The sequence below is a fragment of the Halogeometricum sp. S3BR5-2 genome, from assembly GCF_031624635.1.
Taxonomy (GTDB): Archaea; Halobacteriota; Halobacteria; order Halobacteriales; family Haloferacaceae; genus Halogeometricum; species Halogeometricum luteum.
Genome location: NZ_JAMQOQ010000003.1, coordinates 38,667 through 65,113, shown reverse-complemented (window position 1 = coordinate 65,113; position 26,447 = coordinate 38,667). Strand labels below are relative to the sequence as shown.

At 61.5% G+C, this 26,447-nt stretch carries 22 protein-coding genes; 14 read left to right on the top strand and 8 right to left on the bottom strand.

All coding sequences use genetic code 11. The annotated features are described in order from the left end of the window. The first annotated feature begins 346 nt into the window (after nucleotides 1-346). The gene (locus tag NDI79_RS12335; protein WP_310928794.1) at nucleotides 347-1,015 is read left to right on the top strand and encodes a helix-turn-helix domain-containing protein; all 669 of its coding nucleotides are present in this window, start codon (nucleotides 347-349) and stop codon (nucleotides 1,013-1,015) included. A 54-nt stretch (nucleotides 1,016-1,069) separates the two neighbouring features. Then, complete coding sequence (locus NDI79_RS12330; RefSeq protein ID WP_310928793.1) at nucleotides 1,070-1,645, top strand: helix-turn-helix domain-containing protein; 576 nt, start codon at nucleotides 1,070-1,072, stop codon at nucleotides 1,643-1,645. Nucleotides 1,646-1,740: 95 nt separating this feature from the next. Here NDI79_RS12330 and NDI79_RS12325 read toward each other — a convergent pair whose 3' ends face one another. Then, nucleotides 1,741-3,042 carry an RNA-guided endonuclease InsQ/TnpB family protein gene (locus tag NDI79_RS12325; RefSeq protein ID WP_310928792.1) on the bottom strand — a complete coding sequence of 434 codons (1,302 nt, stop codon included), beginning with the start codon at nucleotides 3,040-3,042 and terminating at the stop codon, nucleotides 1,741-1,743. A gap of 462 nt (nucleotides 3,043-3,504) precedes the next feature. On the opposite strand from NDI79_RS12325, the gene NDI79_RS12320 reads away from it, so the two are divergent. From NDI79_RS12320 to gdhB, 4 genes are all read left to right on the top strand, one after another. Continuing rightward, a complete protein-coding gene (locus tag NDI79_RS12320; RefSeq protein WP_310928791.1) occupies nucleotides 3,505-3,684 on the top strand; it encodes a hypothetical protein in 180 nt (59 codons plus the stop codon). A gap of 481 nt (nucleotides 3,685-4,165) precedes the next feature. After that, the gene (locus NDI79_RS12315) at nucleotides 4,166-7,024 is read left to right on the top strand and encodes a bacterio-opsin activator domain-containing protein (RefSeq protein WP_310928790.1); all 2,859 of its coding nucleotides are present in this window, start codon (nucleotides 4,166-4,168) and stop codon (nucleotides 7,022-7,024) included. Between the two features lie 137 nt (nucleotides 7,025-7,161). After that, a complete protein-coding gene (locus NDI79_RS12310; RefSeq protein WP_310928789.1) occupies nucleotides 7,162-7,305 on the top strand; it encodes a rubrerythrin-like domain-containing protein in 144 nt (47 codons plus the stop codon). A gap of 2 nt (nucleotides 7,306-7,307) precedes the next feature. Continuing rightward, a complete protein-coding gene (gene gdhB, locus NDI79_RS12305) occupies nucleotides 7,308-8,609 on the top strand; it encodes a glutamate dehydrogenase GdhB (protein ID WP_310928788.1) in 1,302 nt (433 codons plus the stop codon). A 1,054-nt stretch (nucleotides 8,610-9,663) separates the two neighbouring features. Here gdhB and NDI79_RS12300 read toward each other — a convergent pair. Both NDI79_RS12300 and NDI79_RS12295 read right to left on the bottom strand, forming a co-directional pair. Then, complete coding sequence (locus NDI79_RS12300) at nucleotides 9,664-10,431, bottom strand: IclR family transcriptional regulator (RefSeq protein WP_310928787.1); 768 nt, start codon at nucleotides 10,429-10,431, stop codon at nucleotides 9,664-9,666. A 341-nt stretch (nucleotides 10,432-10,772) separates the two neighbouring features. Continuing rightward, nucleotides 10,773-11,627 (bottom strand): beta-keto acid cleavage family enzyme, encoded by an 855-nt coding sequence (locus NDI79_RS12295; RefSeq protein WP_310928786.1) that lies wholly within the window; start codon nucleotides 11,625-11,627, stop codon nucleotides 10,773-10,775. 176 nt (nucleotides 11,628-11,803) lie between these two features. On the opposite strand from NDI79_RS12295, the gene NDI79_RS12290 reads away from it, so the two are divergent. The 4 genes from NDI79_RS12290 (at nucleotide 11,804) to NDI79_RS12275 (ending at nucleotide 16,616) form a co-directional block, all read left to right on the top strand. After that, on the top strand, nucleotides 11,804-12,580 hold the full coding sequence (locus NDI79_RS12290) for an SDR family NAD(P)-dependent oxidoreductase (protein ID WP_310928785.1): 777 nt from the start codon (nucleotides 11,804-11,806) through the stop codon (nucleotides 12,578-12,580). Between the two features lie 124 nt (nucleotides 12,581-12,704). Continuing rightward, entirely contained in the window at nucleotides 12,705-14,030 is a 1,326-nt protein-coding gene (locus NDI79_RS12285) for a substrate-binding domain-containing protein (protein ID WP_310928784.1), read from the top strand. Between the two features lie 17 nt (nucleotides 14,031-14,047). Then, nucleotides 14,048-15,622: a sugar ABC transporter ATP-binding protein gene (locus NDI79_RS12280; RefSeq protein WP_310928783.1), complete on the top strand. Its 1,575-nt coding sequence runs from the start codon at nucleotides 14,048-14,050 to the stop codon at nucleotides 15,620-15,622. A 91-nt stretch (nucleotides 15,623-15,713) separates the two neighbouring features. Then, on the top strand, nucleotides 15,714-16,616 hold the full coding sequence (locus tag NDI79_RS12275) for an ABC transporter permease (protein ID WP_425499610.1): 903 nt from the start codon (nucleotides 15,714-15,716) through the stop codon (nucleotides 16,614-16,616). Between the two features lie 324 nt (nucleotides 16,617-16,940). Here the strand turns inward: NDI79_RS12275 and NDI79_RS12270 are convergent, their stop codons facing one another. After that, complete coding sequence (locus tag NDI79_RS12270) at nucleotides 16,941-17,696, bottom strand: SDR family NAD(P)-dependent oxidoreductase (protein ID WP_310928781.1); 756 nt, start codon at nucleotides 17,694-17,696, stop codon at nucleotides 16,941-16,943. A 233-nt stretch (nucleotides 17,697-17,929) separates the two neighbouring features. Here NDI79_RS12270 and NDI79_RS12265 point away from each other — a divergent pair, with 233 nt between their 5' ends. Beyond that, the gene (locus NDI79_RS12265; RefSeq protein ID WP_310928780.1) at nucleotides 17,930-19,000 is read left to right on the top strand and encodes an amidohydrolase family protein; all 1,071 of its coding nucleotides are present in this window, start codon (nucleotides 17,930-17,932) and stop codon (nucleotides 18,998-19,000) included. A gap of 2 nt (nucleotides 19,001-19,002) precedes the next feature. Beyond that, a complete protein-coding gene (locus NDI79_RS12260; RefSeq protein ID WP_310928779.1) occupies nucleotides 19,003-19,446 on the top strand; it encodes a metal-sulfur cluster assembly factor in 444 nt (147 codons plus the stop codon). A gap of 138 nt (nucleotides 19,447-19,584) precedes the next feature. On the opposite strand, the gene NDI79_RS12255 is transcribed toward NDI79_RS12260, so the two are convergent. From NDI79_RS12255 to NDI79_RS12240, 4 genes are all read right to left on the bottom strand, one after another. Continuing rightward, the gene (locus tag NDI79_RS12255; protein WP_310928778.1) at nucleotides 19,585-21,579 is read right to left on the bottom strand and encodes an AMP-binding protein; all 1,995 of its coding nucleotides are present in this window, start codon (nucleotides 21,577-21,579) and stop codon (nucleotides 19,585-19,587) included. Nucleotides 21,580-21,691: 112 nt separating this feature from the next. Next, the gene (locus tag NDI79_RS12250; RefSeq protein ID WP_310928777.1) at nucleotides 21,692-22,192 is read right to left on the bottom strand and encodes a gamma carbonic anhydrase family protein; all 501 of its coding nucleotides are present in this window, start codon (nucleotides 22,190-22,192) and stop codon (nucleotides 21,692-21,694) included. 101 nt (nucleotides 22,193-22,293) lie between these two features. Further along, a complete protein-coding gene (locus NDI79_RS12245; protein ID WP_310928776.1) occupies nucleotides 22,294-22,677 on the bottom strand; it encodes a Zn-ribbon domain-containing OB-fold protein in 384 nt (127 codons plus the stop codon). Next, nucleotides 22,677-23,843 (bottom strand): thiolase C-terminal domain-containing protein, encoded by a 1,167-nt coding sequence (locus NDI79_RS12240; protein WP_310928775.1) that lies wholly within the window; start codon nucleotides 23,841-23,843, stop codon nucleotides 22,677-22,679. Before NDI79_RS12240 ends, NDI79_RS12245 begins: the two co-directional genes overlap by 1 nt. A gap of 220 nt (nucleotides 23,844-24,063) precedes the next feature. Between NDI79_RS12240 and NDI79_RS12235 the strand changes: the two genes are divergently transcribed. Together NDI79_RS12235 and NDI79_RS12230 are read left to right on the top strand one after the other, a co-directional pair. Then, nucleotides 24,064-24,459 carry a universal stress protein gene (locus tag NDI79_RS12235; protein WP_310928774.1) on the top strand — a complete coding sequence of 132 codons (396 nt, stop codon included), beginning with the start codon at nucleotides 24,064-24,066 and terminating at the stop codon, nucleotides 24,457-24,459. Nucleotides 24,460-24,642: 183 nt separating this feature from the next. Further along, the gene (locus NDI79_RS12230) at nucleotides 24,643-26,100 is read left to right on the top strand and encodes an aldehyde dehydrogenase family protein (protein WP_310928773.1); all 1,458 of its coding nucleotides are present in this window, start codon (nucleotides 24,643-24,645) and stop codon (nucleotides 26,098-26,100) included. Nucleotides 26,101-26,447: the final 347 nt, after the last annotated feature.

The window sequence follows — 26,447 nt, the reverse complement described above, 5'->3', positions numbered from 1 at the left end:
GATAGTGGGCCCACACCCATTCCCGGCTGATCCTCACGACTCCGCTCAGAGCGAGAATGATCGACCGAATCCAGAGTAGTGGTCTTGCGCTCTCTTCTTATGATGGACTGAAAGGTAAAAAGAAATCTGATAACAATTATGTATATGACACTATCAGAGACGGGACCGCGGAGCGACACCTCGTCGACGACGCTCCCCAACAGACCACGTCAATGGGCTCGATATCGATAATCCGAGTTCTTGTGCCTCGATACCGTATTCACCGTTCGAGACTACGGCGACGACAAAGTCGGATGTGAGCTGAGTTGGAGCGCACTCCGTCTTCCCAAATGAAACGTCTCAACCCATGGTCACGACCATCACCGATATCCGTGTAGCCGCAAACCAGTTTCCACTCGGACGCATCCTACAGGAGTTCCCGGACGTCGAGATAGAACTCGAACGTATCGTCCCCACGCGTGAGCAAATCATCCCGCTGTTCTGGGTCGAATCCGAGAGAGAACGGGAGGTCGAACAGACTCTCCAAAAAGATTCCCTCGTCGAAGAGATCAGCCAACTGACCCGGACGCCCGACCGAATCCTCTACTCGGTCAACTGGAGTTCCGAGGTCGACTCGCTCGTTCGGGCGATAGTCGACCTCAACGTCGACGTGCTGACCGCGGAGGGCACGGCCAACTTCTGGGAGTTCCGCCTCCAGTTCACGGACCGCGAGCAGTTGAGTCAGTTCCGCCGAACCTGCAAAGACGAAGGCATCGATATCGAACTGCTGAGAGTATACAATCCACAGATGCCGCAGGAGACGGGACCGCTTTCGCCCGAGCAACAGGACGCGCTCACGACGGCATACGAGGAAGGCTATTGGGACGTCCCGCGCGGCATCTCCCAGAGAGAACTAGCCGCTCTCGTCGGAATCAGCGACAACTCGATGTCGCAGCGCCTTCGTCGGGGAACGAAAATCGCCGTGGCGGAGCTCCTGTACGGAACCGGACGACAGCAACGATCTAAGGGGTCATGATGCCGGGTTCGGACCCCTCCCGACTGGAAATTGTCCATTCGGAGACGGCGTGAGATGGTTACTATCATCACCGACGTTCGCGTCCCTGCACGCGAGTTTCCCCTCGGACGAATTCTCGAAGACTACCCGGACGTCGAGATAGAACTCGAACAACTCGTGCCGACGCAGACGGGAGTTATGCCGCTGTTCTGGGTGGACAGCGGGAGCGAAGGCGCCGTCGCGGAGACGCTGACGAACGATCCGTTGGTCGAGGACATCACCCTGCTGACCCGAACGCCCACTCGGGTCCTCTACTCCGTCGATTGGAGCCCCGATGTCGACGCGCTCGTTCGAACTCTCGTCGATTTGGGTGTCGACGTGTTGACGGCCACGGGCACGGCCGAGTCGTGGGACTTCAGGCTCCAGTTTCGAAAGCAGACGGATCTCGAGCGGTTCCGTCGGGCGTGTCAGCGGCAGGATATCGACGTGGAACTGCTCGAGTTGTACAATCCGCTGATGCCGCCGGAAAAGGGACCGCTCACGTCGGAACAACACGACATCTTGGCTACGGCCTACGAGAGCGGGTACTGGGACGTCCCTCGTAAGACCACCCAAGAAGAGCTGGCGGAACTCATCGGCGTTAACGATTGACTGCTGTCCCGACGGCTTCGAGAAGGCGCGAAGAGCGCTATCGGCGAGTTGCTCTTCGGTCCGGGTGGGAAACCCTACGAGTAAGTAACCCACGACTAAAATCGTGGGCTTTCGCGTGGACTCCCGTTCAAGCCATCGCTGGCGGGCGAATACTCGCCACTCACGTTCAGCGTCCCGCGATTTAGCGCAACACCTACGGGTGCGCCTCCATCGTCTGCGTTTTGCCGACGACGGAGATACCGAAAGCCGATGTTCTTGCTCGCGTTGTAGTCCGCGTGGTTCTCGTACCCACACTTCTGGCACTCAAACGACTCCCCATTACGGTTGTCGTCGTGGGTACATCCGCACGTCGAACACCGCTTAGACGTGTTCTCCGGCGGAACTTGTTCGACGCTAAGGCCGTATTCCTTGGCCTTGTATTCGACGTACTCGTAGAGGCGTCGGAACGCCCACACATGTTGCCACGTCGCGTCGGGGATGTTCTCGCGGATATGCGTCAAGTCCTCGAACACGATATGCGAACAGCCGTACTCGATGGCTTCCTCAAGAAGTTCGTTCGCTATCGTGTGGAGGTCTTGTTCAAACCGACCGTCCTCTTTACGCCCGATGGACTGGACGTTCTCGTGGGCGTGTCGAGAACCGCACTGTTGGAGCGACCCACGACGCTTCTCGTACTCCCGACGCCAGTGGTTAAACTCGTCCGCCGACCAGAAGCGTCCGGTCGAAGCCACGGCGATGTTGTTGACGCCCAAATCGACACCAAGGACTGTTCTGTGCTTGGTGTCCGGGTCGGGCGTCTCGTCGGCTTCGACTTTCCGCATGGAGGCGTGGAGATACCAGTCACCGTCTCGGTGCTGGAGGTGCCCCATGCGAAACTCGAAGTCGTCATCGGAGACGTACTTGGTCGGCGGTTTCTCTGTGTCGTCGGGAAGGATGTACTCGCACTCAACGCGTCCGTCTACGGTAGAGAGGGATACGTGGTCGCGGTGGAACGTCGCACTCCGCTTGTCGTACACCACGCTGTCCGCCGAGAAGTGGGGCTTGGACGTGTTCTCTCCGCGCTTGAGCCGTTCGACTCCGCTCTTGACGGCTTCGACCGCTCGGCGAATCCCTTTCTGGACGAGATTCGCGGTTAGGTCGGTTTCGTCGCGGAGTGGGTCGTAGAGGGCGCGTTCGGCTGTGGCTTTCGAGGTAACGTGGTATCCGTCGTCGTCACCAGAAACGCTCCGCGTTTCTGGCTGGCAGCCAGATTCCGGAGGAATCTGGCGACGCCCGTGCCAACACCATTCGCTCGCGCGGTTAGCGCAGTGTTTGAATTGCTCGACTGTCTCTCGGAGTGCTGGTTTGGCGTCCGAGGGCGTGTCGAGTTTGATGACGGCAGTTCGACGGTATTCCACGACGTTTCACATTACAGGACAAGGTTATTTAAAATGGGGAAGTCGGCAGGCAATCGCTCCGAGGATAGATTTGCACCATGTCGGCTTCCTCCCACCCCTAAAGGGGTGGGCTTCCGCCTCGAAATTCAGGTGAGGACGAGAGCTGTCTCCCTTCTCCACTATCTCGATTCTGAGAGAGGGTAATTTAAAACGTCTCGATATCGAGAGCAGCGGATAGATATTCGCCTGACCATTCTACAGGTGCGACTATGTACCAACCGACGCGTGAGCGGGACAGCACTGAGTCGCTCTCCCACGCGACCGTTCAGGTCCCCGCAGTGCTCCGAGAGGCCGACTCGACCGAGCAGGTGTTGCTTCGGCGGACGCGACCGGGTAGCTCTCCGCTCGGTCGAACCAGCGAGGCGGGAACAGTAGAAGTCGAAATTCCAGCAGATCATCGGTGACTGCGCCCCGAGAACACATATGAAGCAAACACGACCGCCGGAGACGAGAGACGAACTCACCGACCAACTCGAGGCACTCATCCGGAGTGCCGAAGCGAACGGCGTCGACGTCGCGGGCGGCTACAGTTTCCGGACAGAAAGTGAGAAACCGGACTGGAGTCTCGAGTTACTCCGCCTCGCCAAGCCGGCGAGGAGTTGACGCCGTTCTCCGGCGAGACGAGCGAGCGCTTCCGAGTCCGGACGTAGATCGAAAAAGCGGGCGGTCAGCCGTTGCACGTTGTCGACTGCTGGGATATCGTCGCTGAACGCGTGTGTCACGAACGCAACGATTCGCAATAATATTTCTCAGAATCGTACTCTGAAGTATGATAGTCTCAAGTATCATTGACGTCCGTTCGTTTCGTTCGAAGACGAGGGATATGCTGACCGGTTCGATTCGGAACGCCGGCGCCACCGTTGGCCGTCTTCCCACGAGCAAACTCGTGGGTTCGAGCGTGAGACGTCCGGTCTGCCGCCCCATCCGGGTCGTCGGAAGTGCGAAGGTCACGTGGCAAACAGCTTTGAGATTCGGGGGTCGTACTGCTACCAGTGATACGCGTGGTTCTCGATTCGGCGCCGAACCGACGTGAGATTCGAACGAGCGCGGCAGCGACTCCCCATCGAGTCCCGAGTCTCGGATGATGCCGTCTTCGGATTCCATCCTCGATACGTCGTCCGTGCTGCTCGTCGGAACGAGCGACTGGCTCGCCCAGTTTGCGACGGCGCTCGAAACGCGAACGGCTGCGACCGTCCGGCGAGTCGAAACCAAGGCCGACGCGCTGGCCGCCTTTCGGAATCGAACCCTGGACTGTCTCGTCACCGAGTACGCGTTCGGCGAAGCGACCGGGCTCGAACTGCTCAGAGAGATTCGCACCGAGACCACCGTCTTCCCGGTGATCGTCGCCACCGCTTCCGGGAGTGAAGCCATCGCCAGCGAGGCGATCGGTGCCGGGGTGACCGACTACGTCGCGCTGACGGACTCATCCGAGCGGACGACGACGGAGCTACTCGAACGGACGGAGCGCGCGATCCGATCCGCGCAGCGATCGACCACGCGAAGCGACCGCGCCAGACAGTTCGACGCGATTTTCAACGACTCGCGGACGGCGACGTGGGTCCTCGACCCCGACGGCTCGCTCGCCCGCGTGAACCAGACGGCGCGAGAGATGATCGACGAGGACGTCGGCGCCATCGTCGGCGAACCGTTCTGGACGCTTCCGTGGTGGTCGCAGACCGACACGACGGAGGCGGAGATTCACCGAATCATCGACGAGGCGCTCGGCGGTACGTTCGGTAACGTCGTCGTCTCCCAGTCGTCACGTCTCGACGACCCGCGCGTCGTCGACCTCTCCGTACGACCGGTCGAGAACGAGCGCGGCGACCTCGTTTCCATCGTCGTCGAGGGCGTGGACATCACCGAACGCGTCGACCTCGAACGTAACCTTCGTCGATCCGAGGAACTCCACCGTGTGACGCTCAACAACATGACGGATACCGTCCTCATCACGGACGAATCCGGGGAGTACACGTACGTCTGCCCTAACGTCCACTTCATCTTCGGCTACACGGCCGCGGAGATCCGCGAACTAGGAACGGTCGACGAACTCCTCGGTGACGACCTCTTCGCCCGGGAGGAGCTCGCAGCGGAGGGCGTCCTCAAGAACATCGAGACGACCGCGATCGACAAAGCCGGTCGCGAGCACACGCTGTTGGTCAACGTTCGCGAAGTCTCGATTCAGGACGGCACGCTTCTCTTCAGCTGTCGCGAAATCACGAAACGCAAGCAACGCGAGGAAGCGCTGGCGACGCTCCAAGAGACCGCCCGGGATTTCCTGTACGCCGAAACGCACCGCGAAATCGCCCAACACGTCGTCGACGACACGCTCGGGGTGCTCAACCTCGACGCCAGCGCGGTCTATCTCTTCGATGCTGACGCCAACGACCTCGAACCCGTCGCGTACTCCGAGACGATGCGGGAACTGAACGGTCCGCTCCCGACTGTCCACGCCGATGGAGCAACCCTTCCGAGCTACAGCTTCGTCGAGGACGAAGCCCTCTTCTTCGACGACGTCCACGACGCGAATCTCCTCGAGAACCGGGCGACGGACCTCCGGAGCGTGAGTTACATTCCACTCGGCGATCACGGCGTGTTCGTCGCGGGATCGAACGAGGTCGGTATCTTCGACGACGTGACCAGAGAGCTAGCCGACCTGCTCGCGGCGACCGCCGAGGCGGCGCTCGACCGCGTCTCTCGCGAATCGCGACTCCGAGCGCAAGACCGCACGCTCCACGCGCAAAACGAACAACTGACCGCCCTGAACCGAACGAACGAGACGATTCGAGAGATCGACCAAGCTATCGTCCAAGCGGAGACGCGCGAAGAGATCGATCACACGGTCTGTGAACTGCTGACGGCCGACGACCGATTCCGATTCGCGTGGATCGGAACGATCGACTCGACGACGGGGACCGTCGAGCCGCGAGCCTGGGCGGGTACCGATCAGGGGTATCTGGACAGCCGTTCGTTCGCGATCGCCGCCTCGGGGACCGACCCGGCCGGACAGACCGCGGCGACGGGCGAGGTGACAACGGTCTCGAACGTCGCTGCCGGCCTTCGGGAGGACGCGTGGCGAAAGGATGCGCTCGCTCGCGACTATCTCTCCGTATTGAGTATCCCTCTCGCGTACAACGACCTCACGCACGGGGTGCTCACAGTCTACGCGCCGACTCGAGACGCGTTCGACGACACGGCGAAGGCCGTGCTGGCCGAACTCGGCGAAACCATCGCGTCGGCGCTCAGTGCGATCGAACGGAAGAACGCACTGCTCACCACGTCGATGACTCGCGTCGAGTTCGCGGTCGACGACTCGGCGTTCGTTCTCTCACGGCTCGCGAAGAACGCGTCGTGCACGCTCTCGTATCAAGGCGGCGTCCAGCAGTCCACCGAGGGGAGCTACGTGTTCGTCACGGTCGAAGACGCACCGTTAGAAGACGTCGCCGACGCCGCATCGCAACTGGTCGCGATCGACGACGTCCAGCAGATCAGCGCCGACCGTGACGGCGGCGTCCTCCGGTTGCGTCTCACGCAGCCGTTTCTCGCCTTGGAATTAGCCGATCACGGCGCCGTGTTCCGCGAGGCGACCGCCGACCCCACCACCACGACGCTCGTCATCGATATTCCGAGCAGCAGCGATCTGAGAACGATCACGCAACTCGTTCGCAAGACGTTTTCCAGCGTCGAACTCCGGTCGAAGCAGACGCTCGATCAATCGATCGAACACGACCTTTACTCGACGTTCCTCGATAGGCTGACCGACCGGCAACTCGAAGTCGTCCAGACGGCCTACTACAGCGGCTTCTTCGAGTCACCGCGCGAGAACACCGGCGAAGATATCGCGACGACGCTCGGTATCTCCCCGCCCGCGTTCTACAAGCACGTTCGGACCGTCCAGCGAAAACTGTTCGAGACGCTCTTCGAGGAGACGACGCTCTCCACCTGAGATGCGACCGGAGTGGTTCAATAATTAACCCCCGATTTCAACTGTAGTTCGATAATCAACCACCGAATACTCCCTAATACACCTATTACGTTCTCCCCGAGTGCCCGGGTCTCCCCGCTGGCGCTCGTGAACTCACTATGAGAGATGTCGAATCCGAACCCGGCGCGGAAACCCCGTACGAGTGTTTCGAGTGCGGCAACATCGTCGTCGAACGGAACAGCCCCGGTCAGTGTCCCGACTGCGGGGGGCAGATGCGAAACCGCCGAATACCGCTCGAATAGCCATGGCCTCCCAACCAGAGACGACCCGCGGTGAGACAGACGATGCGGCGGCAGTCTCGACCGAATCGGAGTCGACGCTCGAGACGGCCCGCCGACAGTTGTCCCACGCCGCCGACTACCTCGATATCGACCCGAGTATCGTCGAACGGCTCAAGCATCCGAAGAAGGTCCACGAGGTGACGGTCCCCATCAAACGAGACGACGGAACCGTCGAAGTCTTCAGCGGCTATCGGGCCCAGCACGATAGCGTTCGAGGTCCGTTCAAAGGCGGGCTTCGGTACCATCCCGACGTAACCAGAGACGAGTGCGTCGGACTCGGCATGTGGATGACGTGGAAATGTGCCGTCATGAACATCCCGTTCGGGGGTGCCAAGGGCGGTATCGCCATCGACCCGAAAGAGCTGAGCACGGCCGAAAAAGAGCGTCTCACTCGGCGATTCGCCCAAGAGATTCGCGACGTCATCGGTCCCAATCAAGATATTCCGGCGCCCGACATGGGGACGGATCCCCAGACGATGGCGTGGTTGATGGACGCCTACTCGATGCAGGAGGGCGAGACGATACCGGGCGTCGTCACCGGCAAGCCCCCGGTGATCGGCGGCAGCGAGGGACGTGAAGAAGCACCCGGTCGGAGCGTCGCGATTATCACGCAGCTCGTGTGCGAACACTACGACCGCCCGCTCGGGGACGCGACGGTCGCAATCCAAGGCTACGGGAGCGTCGGGGCGAACGCCGCTCGACTCCTCGACGAGTGGGGAGCGACCGTCGTCGCCATCAGCGACGTGAACGGCGCCATGTACGACCCCTCGGGTATCGATACGGCCGCGGTCCCCTCACACGACGAAGAACCCGAGGCCGTCACGACGTACGCGGACGAGGTCATCTCGAACGAGGAACTACTCACACTCGACGTCGACGTCCTCATTCCCGCGGCACTCGGGAACGTGATCACCGCCGAGAACGCAGCGGCGATCGCCGCGGATTTCGTCGTCGAAGGCGCGAACGGTCCGACGACGTCCGCGGCCGATTCGACCCTGGCGGAGCGAGATATCGCCGTGATCCCCGATATTCTCGCGAACGCCGGCGGCGTCACGGTGAGCTACTTCGAGTGGCTACAGGACATCAACCGACGAGCGTGGTCGCTCGACCGAGTGAACGACGAACTCGAAGCGGAGATGCAGACCGCCTGGAACGCCGTCCAGACGGAGTTCGAGCGTCGCGACGTCACCTGGCGGGACGCGGCCTACATCGTCGCACTGTCTCGAATCGCCGAGGCGCACGAGGCACGCGGGCTCTGGCCGTAAGCCGATACCCGATATCGACCGCCGGACGCCGTCGTCCGCCGACTGACCTTGTTTCGCGGCTGCGCCTCCGGATTCGCTCGTTTTGCCGCCGTCTGCGTTCGTCTCCGCCGTCCTATTCGGATATCTTTCCCTTGGAACCGAAACGCGCTGAGAACGACCAGCAAGGCCGCGCTTCGAGTGGGATGACTGCGTCAGCCCGGTCGTACGTCCCGTCAACGGAGGATTTCCATTCGATCGTAGCCGTGAGCGGGGCCGAGCGCGCCGAGCCGCTCGTCGTTCGCCCCGATGACGAGGCGTTTGAATGGGCTGCGATCGACTGTTACGCTCACAGACGACTAAACACTCGAATGCCAAATTGAACAAAGTAAATTAGAGAGCTCTCGTCTGAATGGGACTAACGGTTAATGTGATGGATTCGGTGGAGGCCGATTTCTCGATTGATCTCTCGGAGACTCCCACGACCTCCGTTAGTTCCTCTGAGCGGTCACCGTTCGATGAGGGAACAGGATATCGAGCCGGCATTGACGATGTGATATCGCGCTCGCTTTATCACATCGTTAGGAATAACGTCAGATAACCGTACAGTAAGCAAAATCCTGTATCGAATACGCGACACACTTAGTTTTCTCGCTTACCGAACCGTTGAGAGAAACTGAGCGTTGGGCTGGAGAGTGCGCCGCAATTTCAACCGTTGACCGGAACTCGTGGTCTAGGGCGACCTTGTGTCCGTCCGAGTTTTCGTCGATACTTCGGAGGTGCGTTATTCGTATAGCAACGGTTATATGATACGAAGCTATCCAATCTATTATGTATAGAAGAAGCCTGAACTGGAGGAAGAACCGGTAAACTGACCGCTGTAAGGTGGCCGTCGACCGGCAAAAGACATCGATTGCAGAATAGTGCCCTCGTGGGAGTTGCTCGGAAGTCTTGACGACAGCAGGCGGATTATCCTCACAATAGTAGGTATGTAATAACAACTATCGCGGACGTACAGTTCGGACGCGGAGCCATTACAGATATAAAACTGTCAAGAATTGGGCGCGCAGAGTCGACGTCAGGACATCGAGTTCTCGAGTTCGAACTCGTTGGCGACACCGAGGAGAATTTTCGGGATTTCCTCTTCGAACCGATCTTCGGTCATCCGATTCGCGGGACTGGCGACGCTGAAGGCACCGGCGACACGACCGTCAGAGCCGTCCACGGGGACGCCGACTGCCTTTACCCCCTCCAGTTGTTCCTCGTTATTGAACGAGACGCCCCGATCCCGAATGACCTTCAGTTCCTCGAGCAGGTCGGACCGGTCGGTGATGGTGTTCGCTGTGCCCGTCGGGAGTCCCCACTCTTCGATGATAGCGATGACTCGTTCTTCGGGGAGACGAGAGAGGATGGCCTTTCCGACGGCGGTCTGGTGAAGGTAAAACCGCTTGCCAACGGTGGAGTACTTCCAGACGGCGTGTTCCCCGGAGTAAGTGTACATGTAGACGCCTCGTCCGTTCTCTTCGACGGCGAAGACAGCCCGACACTCCGTCTCCCGTGCGAGTCGGTCGGTGTACGATTCGGCGGTCCTGTAGGCGTTTCTCCTGTTGCGAACGTAGTCCGCCAGTTCGAGGAACTGGAGGCCGAGGTGGTAGATGTCGCCCGACTTGACGACGTAATTCGCGCCGGCGAGGGTCGAGAGGTGTGCGTGAACGGTGCTCGGTGAGAGATCGAGTACCTCCGCGAGCTCCGTTACTCGAGCGCCGTCCAACTCGCGTAACTTCTCTATGACCTCGAGCGAGGTCATCGTGGTCCGCAGCTGCCGACCGCCATTGTTGATGTTCATACGTTACATATACCGTAGCCACTATATAAAATTCGCGTGTCCCAAATCATCAGATAATCTTCAAACGTAGCCCCTGAAATGAAGACCGTATTTGTATGTTACTCGGTGCCACGATATATAAAATTCGCTCTTGCGCAAACGGCTCCGACGACGAATTGGTGCAAAAACCCCGGCGGCTGCCGGGAAACCACAGTACTGGGCTTAATTTAAGCAGCAAACTGAACGGATCGGGTGCAGAAGATAGGGTCTCGGCACACGTCGTCGATCAAGGTGCGATTCGCGCCTCCCGAATCAGGGCGAACCCCGGTCGCTTCTCCGAGGTTTCGCGGAGCGTCCGGAATTCAGAGCCCCAGCATCTCTCGGGTCTCTGTGGGAGACGCGATAGGTCGTTCAAGTTCGTCCGCGATACGAGCGGTACGGCGGACGAGCTGTGCGTTGCTCTCGGCGAGCTCACCTTTCCGGTAGTAGACGTTGTCTTCCATCCCGACGCGGACGTGGCCCCCCATCGTGATGGCCGCGGTTGTCATCGGGAGTTGGTGCTTGCCGACTGCGAGACACTGCCACTCGACGGGGTCGGGCAGGTTGTCGACGAAGGCCTCCAGGTTCCGGGGGCCGGGCGGCATCCCGTTTTGCATCCCGAAGATGACCGTCGCCCAGTAGGGTTCCTCTAGTAGACCCTGGTCGATGAGGTGTTCGGCCTCCGGGATGTGACCCGGGTTGAACAGTTCGAGTTCGGGCTTGACACCGGCCTCGCGCATTCGCTCGGCGTATTCCTCGTTCTGCTCGCGCGTGTTCTCGGCTGTCCGCGTCTGGCCGAAGTTGATGGGGCCCAAGTCGACGGTCGCGACCTCCGGGCGCGGCTCCGTCTCGAGCACCGGAGCGATGCGCTCTTCCCGCGGGTAGATGCCACCACCGCCTGTAGTGAAGTTGACGATGATGTCGTCGCAGTACTCGTCAATCGCGTCCACGAGCTCCTGGTACCTGGCAACCGATTTCGTCTTCTCGCCGTCTTCGTCACGGGCGTGGAGGTGGACGATGGACGCCCCTGCCTCCTCGCAGGCGGCGACGTCCTGTGCCACTTCGACGGGCTGGGTCGGGAGGTTCGGGTTCGCCTCCTTTCCGTGGTGTCCACCGGTCGTCGCGACAGAGATGATGAGCTTTCGGTCGAAGTAATCTTCGTAGCCACTGTACGGCATACTCTAACCCACCTATTTCATCGTGTTAATTCTTCCGGGAGCGCGTCTGGGACGGTTGTTTCGGAGCGCGGCTCGGTTTCACTCCGCTTCTGATTAGTAATGCCCGGGTGCGCGTGCGAGGGGCTGACCCCGGTAGAACCCTAATGCTTATCAATCATCGTTCGGGATGTGAGTGTATGCAGGAAGACAGCACAGCCCTAGTTACCGGTGGCGGCCGTGGTATCGGCCAAGCCATCTGCGTCGAGCTGGCACGACGCGGGGCCGACATCGTCGTCGCCGATCTCAACCCCAACGAGATGCAGGAGACCGTCGACCTCGTCGACACCGAAAACCAGCGTGCTTGCGCGGTCGAGACCAACGTTACCGACCTCGAATCCGTCGAATCGACGGTCGAGACCGCACTCGAAGAGTTCGGCAGCGTGGAGTACCTCGTCAACAACGCCGGTATTGCGGGACCGACCGCGCTGTGTGAGTCCATCGACTCGAAAGAGTGGGACGATACCCTCGATGTGAACCTTCGGGGGGCGTTCTACACCTGTCGAACGCTGCTTCCATCGATGAAAGCACGGTCGTACGGCCGCATTGTCAACGTCGCCTCGGTGACGGGAAAACGACCGCTCACACAGCGGACACCGTACGCGGCCTCGAAGATGGGGCTCATCGGATTCACGAGGACGCTCGCGGCCGAGGTCGGCGACCACGACATCAACGTCAACGCGATCTGTCCGGGGTCGGTCGACGGCCCTCGTATCCAGCGAGTCTTTGAGGAGAAGGCAGAGGCGACGGGCCGATCCTACGGGGCGGTCCGATCGGATGCCGAGAGTCAGAGCCCTCGAAACGAACTGGTCAACAGAGAGGACGTCGCGAACACGGTCGCGTTCCTCTGCTCCTCCGACGCCGACCGGATGACTGGACAGGACCTCAACGTCTCAGCGGGCAAAGTGATGTACTGACAAACCCCGACGCGCGAGCCGCCCGAAGGAATACGCTCGGTGAGAGTAACGGCTGAGGGGATGTATCGCATGAACAATAATAAACTATATATTGGGGCACTCACGAAATCACAGTGACGGAAACATGGTACGAGATAGCAGTAATCAGTCGAGGCGCCAGTTTATCAGGAAAAGCGCCGTTGGCGGGTCCGCGATCGCACTGGGCGGCCTGGCCGGATGTGTAGGTGGCTCGGGCGGTGGCGGGTCGTCGACGTCCTCGGGCGGTTCAGGTGGCTCGGGCGGTGGCGGGTCGTCGACTTCGATGGGGTCCATCGCCAACCGACAGAACTCCTACTGGCTCAGCTGGGAGAAGGGTTATCTCGAGGCTTGCGAGGCCTTCGGCTACGAGACGAACGTCCAAACGAACAACGGCGAGGTTCAGACGCAGCAACAGCAGTTCGACACAGCGGTGTCGAACAACGCGGACTTCATCGTCGGGCAGACCTACACCAACGCCGCCGCAATCACGCTCGCGGAGACGCTGGTGGAGTCGGGCACTCCGGGTGTACTTGCGGTCACAATCGCCGATTGGTACGTCCCGCAGGATGCCGGCAACGAGTACGTGACGTTCTTCACGCCCCACTTCGTCAACCACGCCTACAGCGCCGCAAAGATGCTGTTCGAGGCGATGGGCGGCAGCGGGACGTTCGTCCACATCGAGGGCAACCGGGGCACGGCCCCGAACATCGGCCGGAACAAGGGTGTCGACTTGGCGATGGAGGAGTATCCCGACATCGAGATGGCGGGACCACGCCAGCCGGGCAACTTCATCCGCTCGGACGCTCGCTCGGTCATGAACGACAAGGTCTCCCAGTTCGGGGACGATATCGACGGCTACTTCGGCCAGAACGACGCCGTCGCGCTGGGCGGGCTCACTATCCTCGAGGAGAACGACATCGATGTGCCCGTCGTCGGCATCGACGCCAGCGAGCCCGGGCTTGCGGCCGTCGCCGAGGAGCGGATGACCGGCACCGTCTCGGGCATGGGTCCGTGGCAGGCCGGCTGGTCGGTCGCGAAGTGTCACGACTACATCAACGGACACGCGCTCAGCCCCGCGGAGAAGATGATGTCGTTCAACGCGCCGGTCTGTGTAAAGAACCCGGACGAGTGGACCGACACGGTCGACCGGCTTCCGGTCGTCGACGCCGCCGACTACAACGAGGCCATCTTCTCGGGCGAGACGCCCTACGACTGGAAGAAGATGTCCGTCGTAGAATCCGGCGAGGACGCCTGGGACCCCCAGATCGACATGCAGCCCATGGGTCTCGAGGACATGAAGCAGGTCCTCGACTGGAAGGAGGCAGACAAGCCGAACGACTACAGCCTGCCGGGCGTTTACACCGACGACGCCGCCCAGAAGGAAACGACCCAGCTATACACGGATCGATTCCAATCGAACCCCCTCGAATAACTTTCACCACACACCCCATGGCATCACAGACACACACTAACGTCGCGGACGCAGACCGAGACAGTCCGACTGGCGGGAACGATCACAGCTTCCGCGTCGAGGGCATCTCGAAGTCGTTTCGCCACGTGCAGGCTCTCAAAGACGTGTCGCTGGCGGTCGACCACGGCGAGGTCATCGGTCTGGTCGGAGAGAACGGCGCAGGCAAGAGCACGCTACTGAACATCCTGACCGGCGTGTTGGAGGCCGACGAGGGCCGGTTGTACGTCGACGGGGAAGCGGTCACGTTCACGAGTCCGCGCGAGGCAGCGAACTACGGCGTCTCGCTCGTCCACCAAGAACAGGACGTTATCACGACCATGCGGGGGTACGAGAACCTCTACCTCGGGCGCGAGATGGAGCAGTTCGGGGTCCTCAAGAAAGAACAGATGCGCGAGGAGGCCCAGGCCTTCGTCGACGACTTGGGCATCAACATCGACGTGGACGAGCGCGTGCGCAACTATACGTTCAACGAGCGCCAGATGCTCGAGATCGCGAAGGCGTTCCACGTCTCTCAGAAGTCCGAGAACCCCGTCATCCTCCTCGACGAGCCGACGGCCGGGCTCGAGGAGAGCGGCCGGGAGATTCTCTTCGATCTCGTGGACGACCTCCGAGACCGGGCGACGTTCGTTTTCGTCTCCCACGAACTCGACGAGGTGTTGCAGATCTCCGACCGGATCTACGTCCTCAAGGACGGGGAGCGCGTCGACGACACCACTGCGGCCGAAGCGACCACGGATTCGCTGCAGCAGGCGATGGTCGGCCGGGAGACCGCCGACGAGTACTATCGAGTCCCCGACCAACAGCGTGAGACCGACCTCGGCGAGACGACGCTGACCGTCAACGAGGTCGTTCACGAAGACGCGGTCGGTCCGATATCCTTCTCAGTCCGTGCGGGGGAGATATTCGGTATCGTCGGCGTCGAGGGCTCGGGCAAGCAGCGGTTAGGCCGCCTCCTTGCGGGAGATCTCAGCACGGCTGATGGCTCGATATCCGTCGACGGCACCACACTGCAGAGCCCGACGGTCTCCGACATGGTCGACGCGGGCGTCGGCTACATTCCGAAAGACCGGAAATCGGAGGGCTTGCTACTCTACCAGTCGGTGTTAGTCAACACCTCTCTGGCGATGGTTCGAGACATGCACGGCAACATGCCGCTGCTCGATCTGGACGCCGAGGAGAAAGCGACCCTCGACGCCATCGAGGAGCTGTCGATCAAGACGCCGGGACCCGACGCGCTGGTGCACGGCCTGAGCGGCGGGAACCAGCAGAAGGTCGTTATCGCTCGCTGGCTAGCGCAAGAGACCCCGGTGCTCGTGATGGACAACGTGACTCGGGGCATCGACGTCGGTGCCAAAGAGGAGGTGTACCGTCTCTGCCGTGAACTGACCGACCAGGGCGTCTCGATCGTCTTCATCGGCGACGAACTGCCCGAAGTCATCGGTATGTCCAACCGTATCGCCGTGATGGCGAAAGGCGAGTTCGTCGGCGAGCCCTTCGACGCCTCGCCGGGCAACAAACCGACCGAAGAAGACCTGATACAGGAGATGATTTGAAATGAGTACAAGTAATTTGAGCGATTGGATAACCGCCCAACGAGAGCAGCGCACCCTTCACGATTGGATACAGGACCTCGGCCCGTTCGTCATGTTGTTCGGGCTGATACTCATATTCACGTTCACGACGGAGCGCTTCTTCACCGAGGGGAACCTGCTCGACAACGTGGCGAAGAACGCGGTTACGTTGCTGTTAGTGGCTCTGGCGGGGACCTTTCCCATCCTCCAGCAGAGTATCGACCTCTCGGTCGAGTCGGTCGTGCTGCTGACGGGAGTCGTAACCGTCGTCCTGATCTCGCAGTTCGGTCTGGGTCTGGCGGCCATCCCGCTCGCCATCGGCGTCGGGATGCTCGCCGGCCTGTTCAACGGCATCGTCTTCACGAAGCTCAAAGTGCCCTCGTTCCTGGTCACGCTCGGGACGCTCTCGGTGATGGCCGGAGTGGGGAAGATCATCACCGGTGGCTCAACCATCACCTTCCGGAATTCCGCCATTCGCACCATCTCGACCGGGGACGTCCTCGGTATCCCCAACCTCGTGCTCTGGGGGCTCCTCATCTACGTGGGCACCATCGTCTTGGCCTTCCGGACGAAGTTCGGCCGGTACTGCTTCGCGCTGGGTGAGAACGAACGCGTCGTTGAGTTGGCCGGTGCGAAGGTCGACCGCTACAAGATATACCCCTTCGTGCTGTCGGGACTGCTCTGCGGCACTGCCGGCGTCCTGCTGACGCTGCGCATTTCGTCGGCCTCTCCGAACATCGGGAGTGGGCTCTTACTACCCAGCATCGCCGCCATCGTCATGGGCGGGACGGCGCTGACCGGCGGCGTCGGCGGACCCCATCGGACCATTCTGGGCGTACTCGTTATCGCGGTCCTGAACAACGGGATGAACCTGCTCGGCATCGACTCGTTCGTCCAAGAGATAATCCTGGGGCTCGTGGTTGTCGCGGCGGTCGCCCTGTCGATCGACCGTGAGAAGATTGATGTGGTGAAGTAGAGCGACTCTTCTCCGTTTTTCCTTTCTGTCTCTGCCCCCCCCTCCGTGCGACCCGCAGATCCACGTCCACAGAACTGTACGGCACGGCAGGCGCTCGAGCACATCCTTCCGACCCACACCGACGACGAGTTCGTGCTCGTCGACGTTGTCGATTACATCGAATCCACCACCGGCCCCAATCGTGGCGGTCGAGGGCGGCCGGATGGCTGATTTCGGAAGTCGACGGAGAACGCTAAGGAACTACTTTCAGGGGCAACGGGATTGCTGACGAACGCGGCGTCTTCGCGCGCACGAAACGATGAGCATCGCCTACCCCCGTTCGGTTTAGGAAGTGAAGCCGCCGTCCACGACGAGGTTGTGCCCCGTGACGAAGGACGACTCGTCGCTCGCGAGAAACAGTGCCGCATCCGCAACCTCCTCGGGTTGGCCTGCGCGCCCCAGCGGCGTCTGACCGAGGATACCACCGGCTGTGTCGCCGTCTTCCATCGTCATCGCCGTCTCGATGAATCCCGGATTGAGGGCGTTGACGCGAACGCCGTTCTCGCCGTGTTCGACTGCCAGCTCTCGGGTTAGGTTCGTCACCCCACCCTTTGAAGTACAGTACAGGGAGGAATTCTCCAAGCCGCGGATGCCACCAATCGAAGACATGTTGATGATGCTGCCGCCGTCGTCTTGGTCGCGCATCGCTTCGACGGCCGCCTGACTTCCGAAGAACACGCCCTTGAGGTTGATGTCCATGAGCCACTCGTAGTCCTCCTCCGTGACGTCTTCCAGAGGCTTTTGACGCTCGACCCCGGCGTTGTTGACCATTACGTCTAGCGAACCGAAGGCCTCGACGGTGACATCGACCGCCGCGCGGAGGTCGTTGACCGAGCTGACGTCGCACTGAACGAACTGTGCGTCTCCACCCTCGCTCGCGATGAGTTCGTGTGTCGGTTCTCCGCCCATCCGTGGGTCTTCGCGGACGTCGGCGACGGTGATGCGCGCACCTTCCTCGGCGAACCGTCGGGCGATGGCCCGTCCGTTGCCGGAGGAACCGCCGGTGACCAGTGCTGTCTTCCCTTGCAGTCGCTCGGACATAACACGCTAAGATGCTCCTGCCGCTCAATTAAGTGTTTCTCGCGCTCGGGCCCAGATTTCCACTCTCTGGTCCAATCTCGCCCGCCGGCTCAGGTGTCGCGTGGTGACCGATTTCGAGTTGGCGACCAGTCAGGCGATTGCTACCGACACGTGCACTGCCGCCGCGTACCCAAATGTTTAATAATGGTTCTATTGACCTACACCACGAGATGTTAGACAGTGGCTCACTCGTAGTGGACTCCGTGTCACACTGCTTCAACCACACGCCAGAGAATCACAAACACCCCCACGCACAGATCTGGGACGACGAGACGTACGAACTCGGTGCGAAGCTCCTCCCTGACGGCTACGTGCCGTCCGAAGAGGTCTTCTACCGCGACCATCAGCCCGAAGAGCTCGCTCGTCTCCTCTTCCTGGAAAGTCAGATCGACTACTCGGTTTATCACTCCCTGCCGCTCGACGATTACTTCCACGACGGGTACGTCTCCCGCGAGAAGGGTTTCGAGTTCATGGAGCAGAACCCCGAGCGCGTGTCGATGTACGTCGACGTCAACCCCCTCGAAGACGACGCGGGCGACCAGATAGAAGAGTTCGCCGCGAAAGACGGGGTCGAGGGCATCAAATTCTACCCCGCGCGCTACCAGAACGGCAACGACCTCTCGCTCCAGTTGACCGAAGAGGCCGTCTGGCCTCTCCTTCAGCGGGTCGCCGACTCCGAGGTCGACACGCTGGCCATCCACAAATTCATCCCGTTCGCGACGGCGCCCGTTCGCTACTTCAAGCCCGACGACGTCGAGGATGCGGCCAACTCGTTCCCCGATGTCAACTTCGAGATCATCCACGCGGGCTTCTCGTTCGTCGAGGAGACGGTGCTCGCGATGGCGAGCCACGACAACGTCTACGCCAACCTCGAGAACACTGCCTGTCTCGTCAACACCCGTCCACGGAAGTTCGCGAAAGCGCTCGGCGAGATGCTCTACTGGGCCGGCCCGGACCGCATCGTCTACGCCGGAGGTGCGACCGCGCTGCATCCCCAGCCCCCCATCGACGGCATCCGGAACTTCGAGATGCCCGAAAACCTCATCGAAGACTACGACTACCCCGAAGTCACACAGGAGATGAAAGAGAAGATCCTCGGCAAGAACGCGCTCCGGCTCCTCGGAAAGGACCCCGAGCAGATCAAGAAAGACATCGAGGGCGACAAGTGGGACCAGCTCCGCGCGGAGCGCGAGGAGACCGGCGACTTCCCCGTCGAGCCGTGGTCGACGTACGAGGCCGACTTGGCTCTCGCATCTGACGACTGACCATGTCTGCGCACACCGACCCCTACGCGCGGACCGAAGAGGCAACGCACGTCACGCCGAGTACGGAGTTCGACGATGAGCGCAAAACGAAGGTCAAAGCGCAACTGGACGAGGTGCTCGACCCCTGTAGCTGTATGAGCGACCACCCGATCAGCATCCTCGACCTCGGCCTCGTCGAGTCTATCGCGGTCGACGGCCGCGACGTGGAGGTGACGCTCCTCCTGACCTCGCAGCGATGTACGTACTTCCTCGACATCAACGACGAGGTGCGCGAACGCGTCGAGTCGCTCGACGAGGTCGACAGCTGCGAGGTCCACCAAGACACCAGCGGCCAGATATGGACCAACGACCGGATGTCGACCGAGGAACGGGAGGCCCGACGGCAGCGGTTCCACGACCAGATGGACGCCGCTGGCGTCACCCCCTACGCCGAGCGCTCGGACTGACCGCCGGAGCGGAGTCGACTGGTTCGATTCGTCAGACTCGCCCACTCTACGTTCTTTGCAACTTCACACCCGATTGGATAGGAGCGACCCGCCCCGCCGAAACACGAAAGCACCAACACACGCGGCGCACACCGCCCGTTACGACGCCGCTTCGATCTCGTCGAGCGACTCGGGGTTTTCGATGCTCGACATATCTCCCAGCTCCTTGCCCTGATAGATCGACGAGATGGCCCGCCGAATCACCTTGCCGGACTGGGTCTTCGGGAACTCGGGGACAAAAAGGATCTCGCGCGGGCGGAACGGTTTGCCGTGCTCCTCGCCGACGAGCGTCGACAGTTCGGCTCGGAGATCGTCGCTTCCCTCGTAGCCGCCTTCGAGCACGACGTACGCCACGACCGCCGTGCCGGTCGTCTCGTCGGGGACGCCGACGGCCGCGGCCTGATTCACCGTCTCGTGTTCGGCGAGAACGCTCTCTATCTCCGCGGGGCCGACCTTCCGGCCCGCGACGTTGAGCGCGTCGTCAGCTCTCCCGTGGAGGAACCAGAAGCCGTCCTCGTCCTTCTGTGCCCAGTCGCCGTGGTCCCAGAGGTCGTCCCACGTCGACCAGTACTCCTCCAGATACCGGTCGTCGCCGGACCACAGCGACTTGGTCGTCGAGGGACAGGAGTCGCGGGCGACGAGGAAGCCGCGCTCGTGACTGTCGGCGATAGAGTTCCCGGAGTCGTCGACGATGTCGACGTTCATCCCTAGCCCCGGTCCGCCGAGCGAACACGGCTTCAGTGGCTGGTTCGGCATCGGCATGAGGAAACAGCCGCATATCTCGGTTCCGCCGGAGATGTTCATGATGGGCGTCTCGCCGCCGCCGACGTGCTCGTAGAACCATTGCCACGATTCGGGGTCCCACGGTTCGCCCGTCGACCCGAGCAGGCGTAGCGAGGAGAGGTCGTGTCCCTCGACCCACTCGTCGCCGTGTTTGCGCAGGGCTCTGATGGCCGTGGGGGAGATACCGAACGTCGAGAGCGAGTGTCGATCGATCATCTCCCAGAACCGATCCGGCTGGGGATAGTCGGGCGCCCCTTCGTACATGAACACGGTCCCGCCGAAGGTGTGGTTCCCTATCAGCGTCCACGGGCCCATCATCCAGCCGATGTCCGACACCCAGAAGAAGCGGTCCGAGGGTTTGTGGTCGAAGCCGAAGTAGATCTCCTTCGCACACTGTAGCTGTACGCCGGCGTGAGTGTGAACGATGCCTTTGGGTTTACCGGTGGTCCCCGAGGAGTACAGCAGCATCGACTCCTGTGAGGAGGGCAGCGATTTGGTGTCGTACTCGTCGTCGTGGCCCTCGACCGCGTCGTCCCACCACTCGTCACGCTCTCCCATCGGAACCTCGGCGTCGTCGCCGAGGCGGTCGTAGACGACCGTATGCTCGACGTAACCCGCTTCGTCGATGGCGTCGTCGGCCGCTTCCTTGAGCGTGAGCGACTTGCCGCGCCGGTAGAAGCCGTCACCCGTGAACAGCACCGAACACTCCGAGTCTTCGATCCGCGTGGCCGTCGCCTCGACGCCGAACCCGGAGAATATCGGAACCGCGATTGCGCCGACTTTGAAACAGCCGTACAGAATAGCGATGACTTCGGGGACCATCGGCATGTACATTCCAACGGTGTCACCGGTCTCGACGCCGACCGATTCGAGGTAGTTCGCAACCTTGTTCGACTGTCGAGACAGTTCGTGGTAGGTCACCTCTCTGGTGTCGCCGGGTTCGCCCTCGAAGAGACACGCGACGGAGTTTCTCGTCTCGACGTCGGCGGCGGCGTGGCGGTCCACCAGGTTGTGTGCGAGGTTGAGTTCACCGCCCGGGTACCACTCGGTGAACTGGGGGCCGTCGGCGTCGTCGCGGATCGTCTCGTACGGTTCGTAGAAGTCGATACCGAGGTACTCCGGCATGGTGTCCCAGAACCACTCGATGCCCGACGCTTCGACACCGTCGACCTCCTCGGTGGTTCGACGGATGAGTTCGTCGTAGTCGTCGATGTCGTACGTCTGCATGAACTCGTAGACGTTCGTCGACTCGACGAACTCTCGGGTCGGTTCGTGGACGATGGATGGTTCTTCAGGGGTGTCCTCTGTCATGGTTGCGCGTCTCTAGGTTGCTGCAGCAATAGGTATAAAATATCGGGGTCAGCGTGGCGGATTCGCCGAGACTCCGGGTGGAAGGCCGCAGTCGATCAGGCGGACTCTCCGGTCACTCGAACCGACCGGTCGTTTTGTACCGACGTCCGAGGTCGACGTAGTGCCGGTGGACGCGGTCAATCTCGTCACGCTGGTCGTCCGTGAGCGGTTTCGTCTCGGCCGGCGCGCCGTAGGCGAGGTGCCCTTCGGGGATCGTCTGCTCCTGTAGAACCACTGCACCGGCGGCGACGATGCAGTCGGATTCGACCGTCGCGTCCCGGAGGACACGGCTCCCCATACCGACGAGAGAGTGGTCCGCTACGGTCGCGTAGTCGACGACGGCGTTGTGACCGATAGTCACCTCGTCGCCGAGAATCGCGCCGTGGAGCATGGTGAACTCCTGGACGTTCGTCTCCCTGCCGACGACCGTGGAACCACCGTCTCCCCGAAGACACGTGAACGGCCAGAGGCTCGCACGGTCTCCCACCACGACGTCACCGATCAGGTACGACTGCTCCGAGACGAAGGCCGACTCCGCGACGGTCGGTGTCGCCTCATCGAAAGTCCGTTGCATACTCGTAATACGAGGGTAGGACGGCATATTGCTATCGGGACCGCTCGAGACTCGAGACGGTATCGAGCGGTCCGGAGCGTGACGCGACAGTGAAGTCGAGGTCAGCGTTCGGACGCGAGCCGAAAGCCGACGTGACGGTCACCGCTCGGAGACGACGCGACGGTCGGTACTACTTCGCTCTCTACATCGAGCGTGTCCGAGCCATCCAAGAGCCTCCCGGTGAGTCGGACGGGTCCGAAGTCGGCGATGAGTACGACGGGTGTCTGGCCGGCGAACGCCGGGGCCGGGACAGCCACCTCGGTGAACGTGACGACCGTTCCCGTGGCGGGCAGCGTTTCTTCCGATAGCTCGTCGTCGCCACAGCGCGGGCACACCTGCCGAGGGGGGAGCGACGCGTGGCCCGCCGGACAGGAGAGGTAGTAGCCGGTGTCGGATTCGAGCGCGTCGAGCAGGTCGTCGTAGCCTTCTTCTCTCGGTTCCCGCATCAGGGACACACCTCGAGGACGTGAACCGTCGCACTCGCGACCGTTCCACCGGCGTTGTGGGCGACGGCGACGGAGGCGTCGGGGGCCGCGCCGCTGTTGACGTGGTCGCCGCGAAGAAGCTTCGTCAGCTCGACGACTTGGCTCACGCCGGTCGCCCCGACCGGGTGACCTTTCGCCTTCAGCCCACCCGAGAGATTCACCGGGAGCTCGCCGTCTCGTGTCGTCTCACCGCGCGTCGCGGCGTCGATAGCGTCACCCTGGTCGTACAGCCCCAACCCTTCGAGCGCCAATACCTCGGCGATAGTGAAGCAGTCGTGGACTTCGAGCAGGTCGACGTCCGCCGGGGCAATCCCGGCGTCGTCGTAGGCGACCGCGGCCGCTCGCTCCGTCGCGGGGGTCCGAGTGAGCGACTCTCGGGTTTGCAAGGCGAGCGAGTCGGTCCCCTGTCCGGACCCCGTGATCGAGACTGCGGCGTTCAGGTCGTGGTTCTCCGCGTATTCCTCGCTGACCAAGACACACGCACTTGCCCCGTCGGTGATCGGACAGGCGTCGTACAGTCCGAGTGGGTCGGCGACGGTGGGCGCTTCGAGGACGTCGGTCGTGGATATCTCCCGCTGGAACTGGGCTTTCTCGTTCCCGAGAGCGTTGCGGTGGTTCTTCACCGCGACCGCGGCGAGGTCCGCTCGCGTCCCGCCGAACTCCTCGAAGTACGCGCGTGCCATGAGCGCGTACGCACCGGGGAACGTCGCGCCGGCACGGCTCTCGTAGAGGTCGTCCGCCGCCATCGCCAGTCCCTCGGTCGCTCGCTCCGTCGTAACGTTGTGCATCCGCTCCATTCCGCCGACGAGGACCGCGTCAACCGCTCCCGACCGGACCGCCTCAACGCCACTCTTGAGTGCGACGCCGCCCGACGCACACGCACTCTCGTACCGTGTCGCTGGTGCGGTCACGCCCGCGGCCTCTGCCATCAGTGGTCCTTGATGTCCCTGCCGTTCGGTGAGCGTTCCGACGAAGTTCGCGTAACAGAGGCGGTCGATGTCCGCCCTCGGGACGCCTGAATCTTCGATGGCGATACGGGCCGCCTCCCCGAAGAGGTCGCGCCCGGTCCGTCCGGGGGACGCACCGAACGCTGTTGAGCCAGCACCGGCTATGCGAACTGCATGCATACGTTACGATTATTCCCGTCCCGGTTGTATGTGTTGCGGTCCCCTACCACCGAACTATCGTACTCTCGTCCGGTGTCGTCCGCGCCCCTTCAGCATCTCGTCGCCCGCGACCGGCTATCCCACACGCCGTGGAAAACGTCCCGCTGGCTGTGATAACCGACGTTTCCGACCGCAGTCCGGGGGAACCTATTTATCGACACGAGGTATCGTGTTCCATGCGATGTATCAGATACTCCTCCCTGTAGACGACGAACCCGACCGGGCGGCCGCTCAGGCCCGGTACGTCCTAGGGCTCCCCGGTGAGACGGACGAGGTCACCGTGACGGTCGCTCACGCCTATCGCGATGATGCAGGTGACAACAGCTTCGACGAGGAGAGTCCGGGCGTCATCAAAGCAGTGGACATCCTCTCCGATGCCGGCGTCACGGTCGAACAGACCGAGCTGTACGTTCCAGTCGCGGAGTCGATCGTGAATCTGGCGAACGAGATGGACGCAGACGAGATCGTGGTGTGCGGACGGAAACGCTCACCCACCGGTAAAGCGCTCTTCGGGAGTGTCACCCAGTCGGTGGCCCTCGATTCACCGGTCCCAGTAACTATCGTTGGAGTCAACTGAACCGCCCGACGAATCGGTCCGGTGCTCGCCACAAGACGATTCAGTTCATCGTCGGCCGTGTGGTGCGCTCGACGAACTGGACGCTGCTTTCAACGAGTTCACCTTCTCAGTCGTGGCTCTCGCCCCCCTATTCCGACATTGACAAGAACTATTATGAGCGTCTGCGTGCATCGTCGATATACGATGCAAACAGACCCACCAGCAATTGCTGATGAGTACGGGGTATTGATCGACGGTACCGAGCGTTCGGCATCGTCCGGCGAGACACTCACCGTCCACGACCCGGCGACAGGTGAACCGTTGACGACGGTCGCCTCGGGGACCGAAGCCGACGTAAACGAGGCCGTCGATGTCGCCCGGGACGGCTTCGAGACCTGGTATGGGTACACCCCCGCCCGACGATGTGAGATACTGAACGACGTCGCCCGAGCCATTCGAGACGAGAAGGAGCGACTCGCCCGCATCGAAACCCTCGAGAACGGAAAGCCGATCTCTGAGGCTATCGGACAGGTGGAGCGTTGCGCGCGCCACTTCGAGTACTACGGCGGTCTAGCCGACAAAATCGAAGGGGAGAGCATTCCGCTCGACGACGGTCATGTCGACTACACGGTTCGGGAACCACTCGGTATCACCGCCCACATCGTCCCGTGGAACGTCCCGGCCTATCTCTTCGCAAGGAGCGTCGCTCCAGCGCTCGCAGCCGGGAACGCGGCGGTGGTCAAGCCGGCCGAGGAGACGCCGATCGGAGCACTCGAACTCGCGAAACTGCTCCACGAGAACGGCGTCCCACCGGCCGCGGTTAACGTTGTTCCCGGTGAGGGCGTTTCCGCGGGGTCGGCGCTCTCGGGGCACCCCGACATTGGGAGTGTGACGTTCACCGGGTCGAGCGCGACCGGTCGCGAGGTCGGGAAGGCCGCAATCGAGAATCTCACCGAGCCACACCTCGAACTCGGAGGCAAGAGCCCGCTGGTCGTCTACGACGACGCCGACCTCGACGTCGCCGTTGACGAGACGATCAAAGGAATCTTCGCGACGAACTCCGGTCAAGTCTGCTCGGCGTCCTCCCGCGTCATCGTGCAGACCGAGATACGCGACGCCTATCTCGACAAACTCGTCAGCGCCGTCGAGGCTCTCTCCATCGGGCCGGGTATCGACGACTGCGACGTCGGTCCGCTCGTCTCGGCGACCCACCTGGATACGGTTGCGGAGTACTTGAAGATTGGTCGTGAGGAGCTGGGCGACCCGCTCACCGGAGGGGCGGTGCTTGACCGCGAAGGGTATTACGTCGAACCGACGATATTCGCGGACGTTCCTCAGGACGCACGGATTCTCCAAGAAGAAGTCTTCGGGCCGGTACTGACCGTGAGCACCTTCGACGACGAACCCGAGGCCATCCGGCGGTCCAACGACGTGGACTACGGGCTCGTCGCCGGCGTCATCACCACCGACATGGGCAGAGCCCACCGCTTCGCGCGCGACGTCGACGCCGGCCAGATCTACGTCAACGAGTGGTTCGCTGGCGGCAACGAGACTCCCTTTGGCGGCTTCAAAGATAGCGGCATCGGTCGGGAAAACGGAACGCAAGCTATCCACAACTACACCCAAATAAAGAACGTCTGTCTCAACATCTCGGAGCGGTGATTAGGAACAAACTCCTGGCGAGACGGAGCCATTCACTGACGAAGGGTTCGCCGATGTGCGGCCCGTCGAGGACCAGGCGCTCATCGAAGGCGTGAAGACCCGCCAAACGTCCGAATAGTGCGGCCCGAGTGGCGCTGCTCGGTTCTCGACTCTCGACGGGGAGAAGATGCTGACACGCAGATATCTACCGCACATATACCCTCTCAACGGGGGTATATCCCTCTCCCCGGACCTATTTTATCGCGTATATATTTTAATTCTCGAATTTAGTTCTATATTCGACCAATATAGTAGTAGAAATTGAGTAGACGTTATTACTGTTCCTGCGGCCTCGAGAGAACACGACC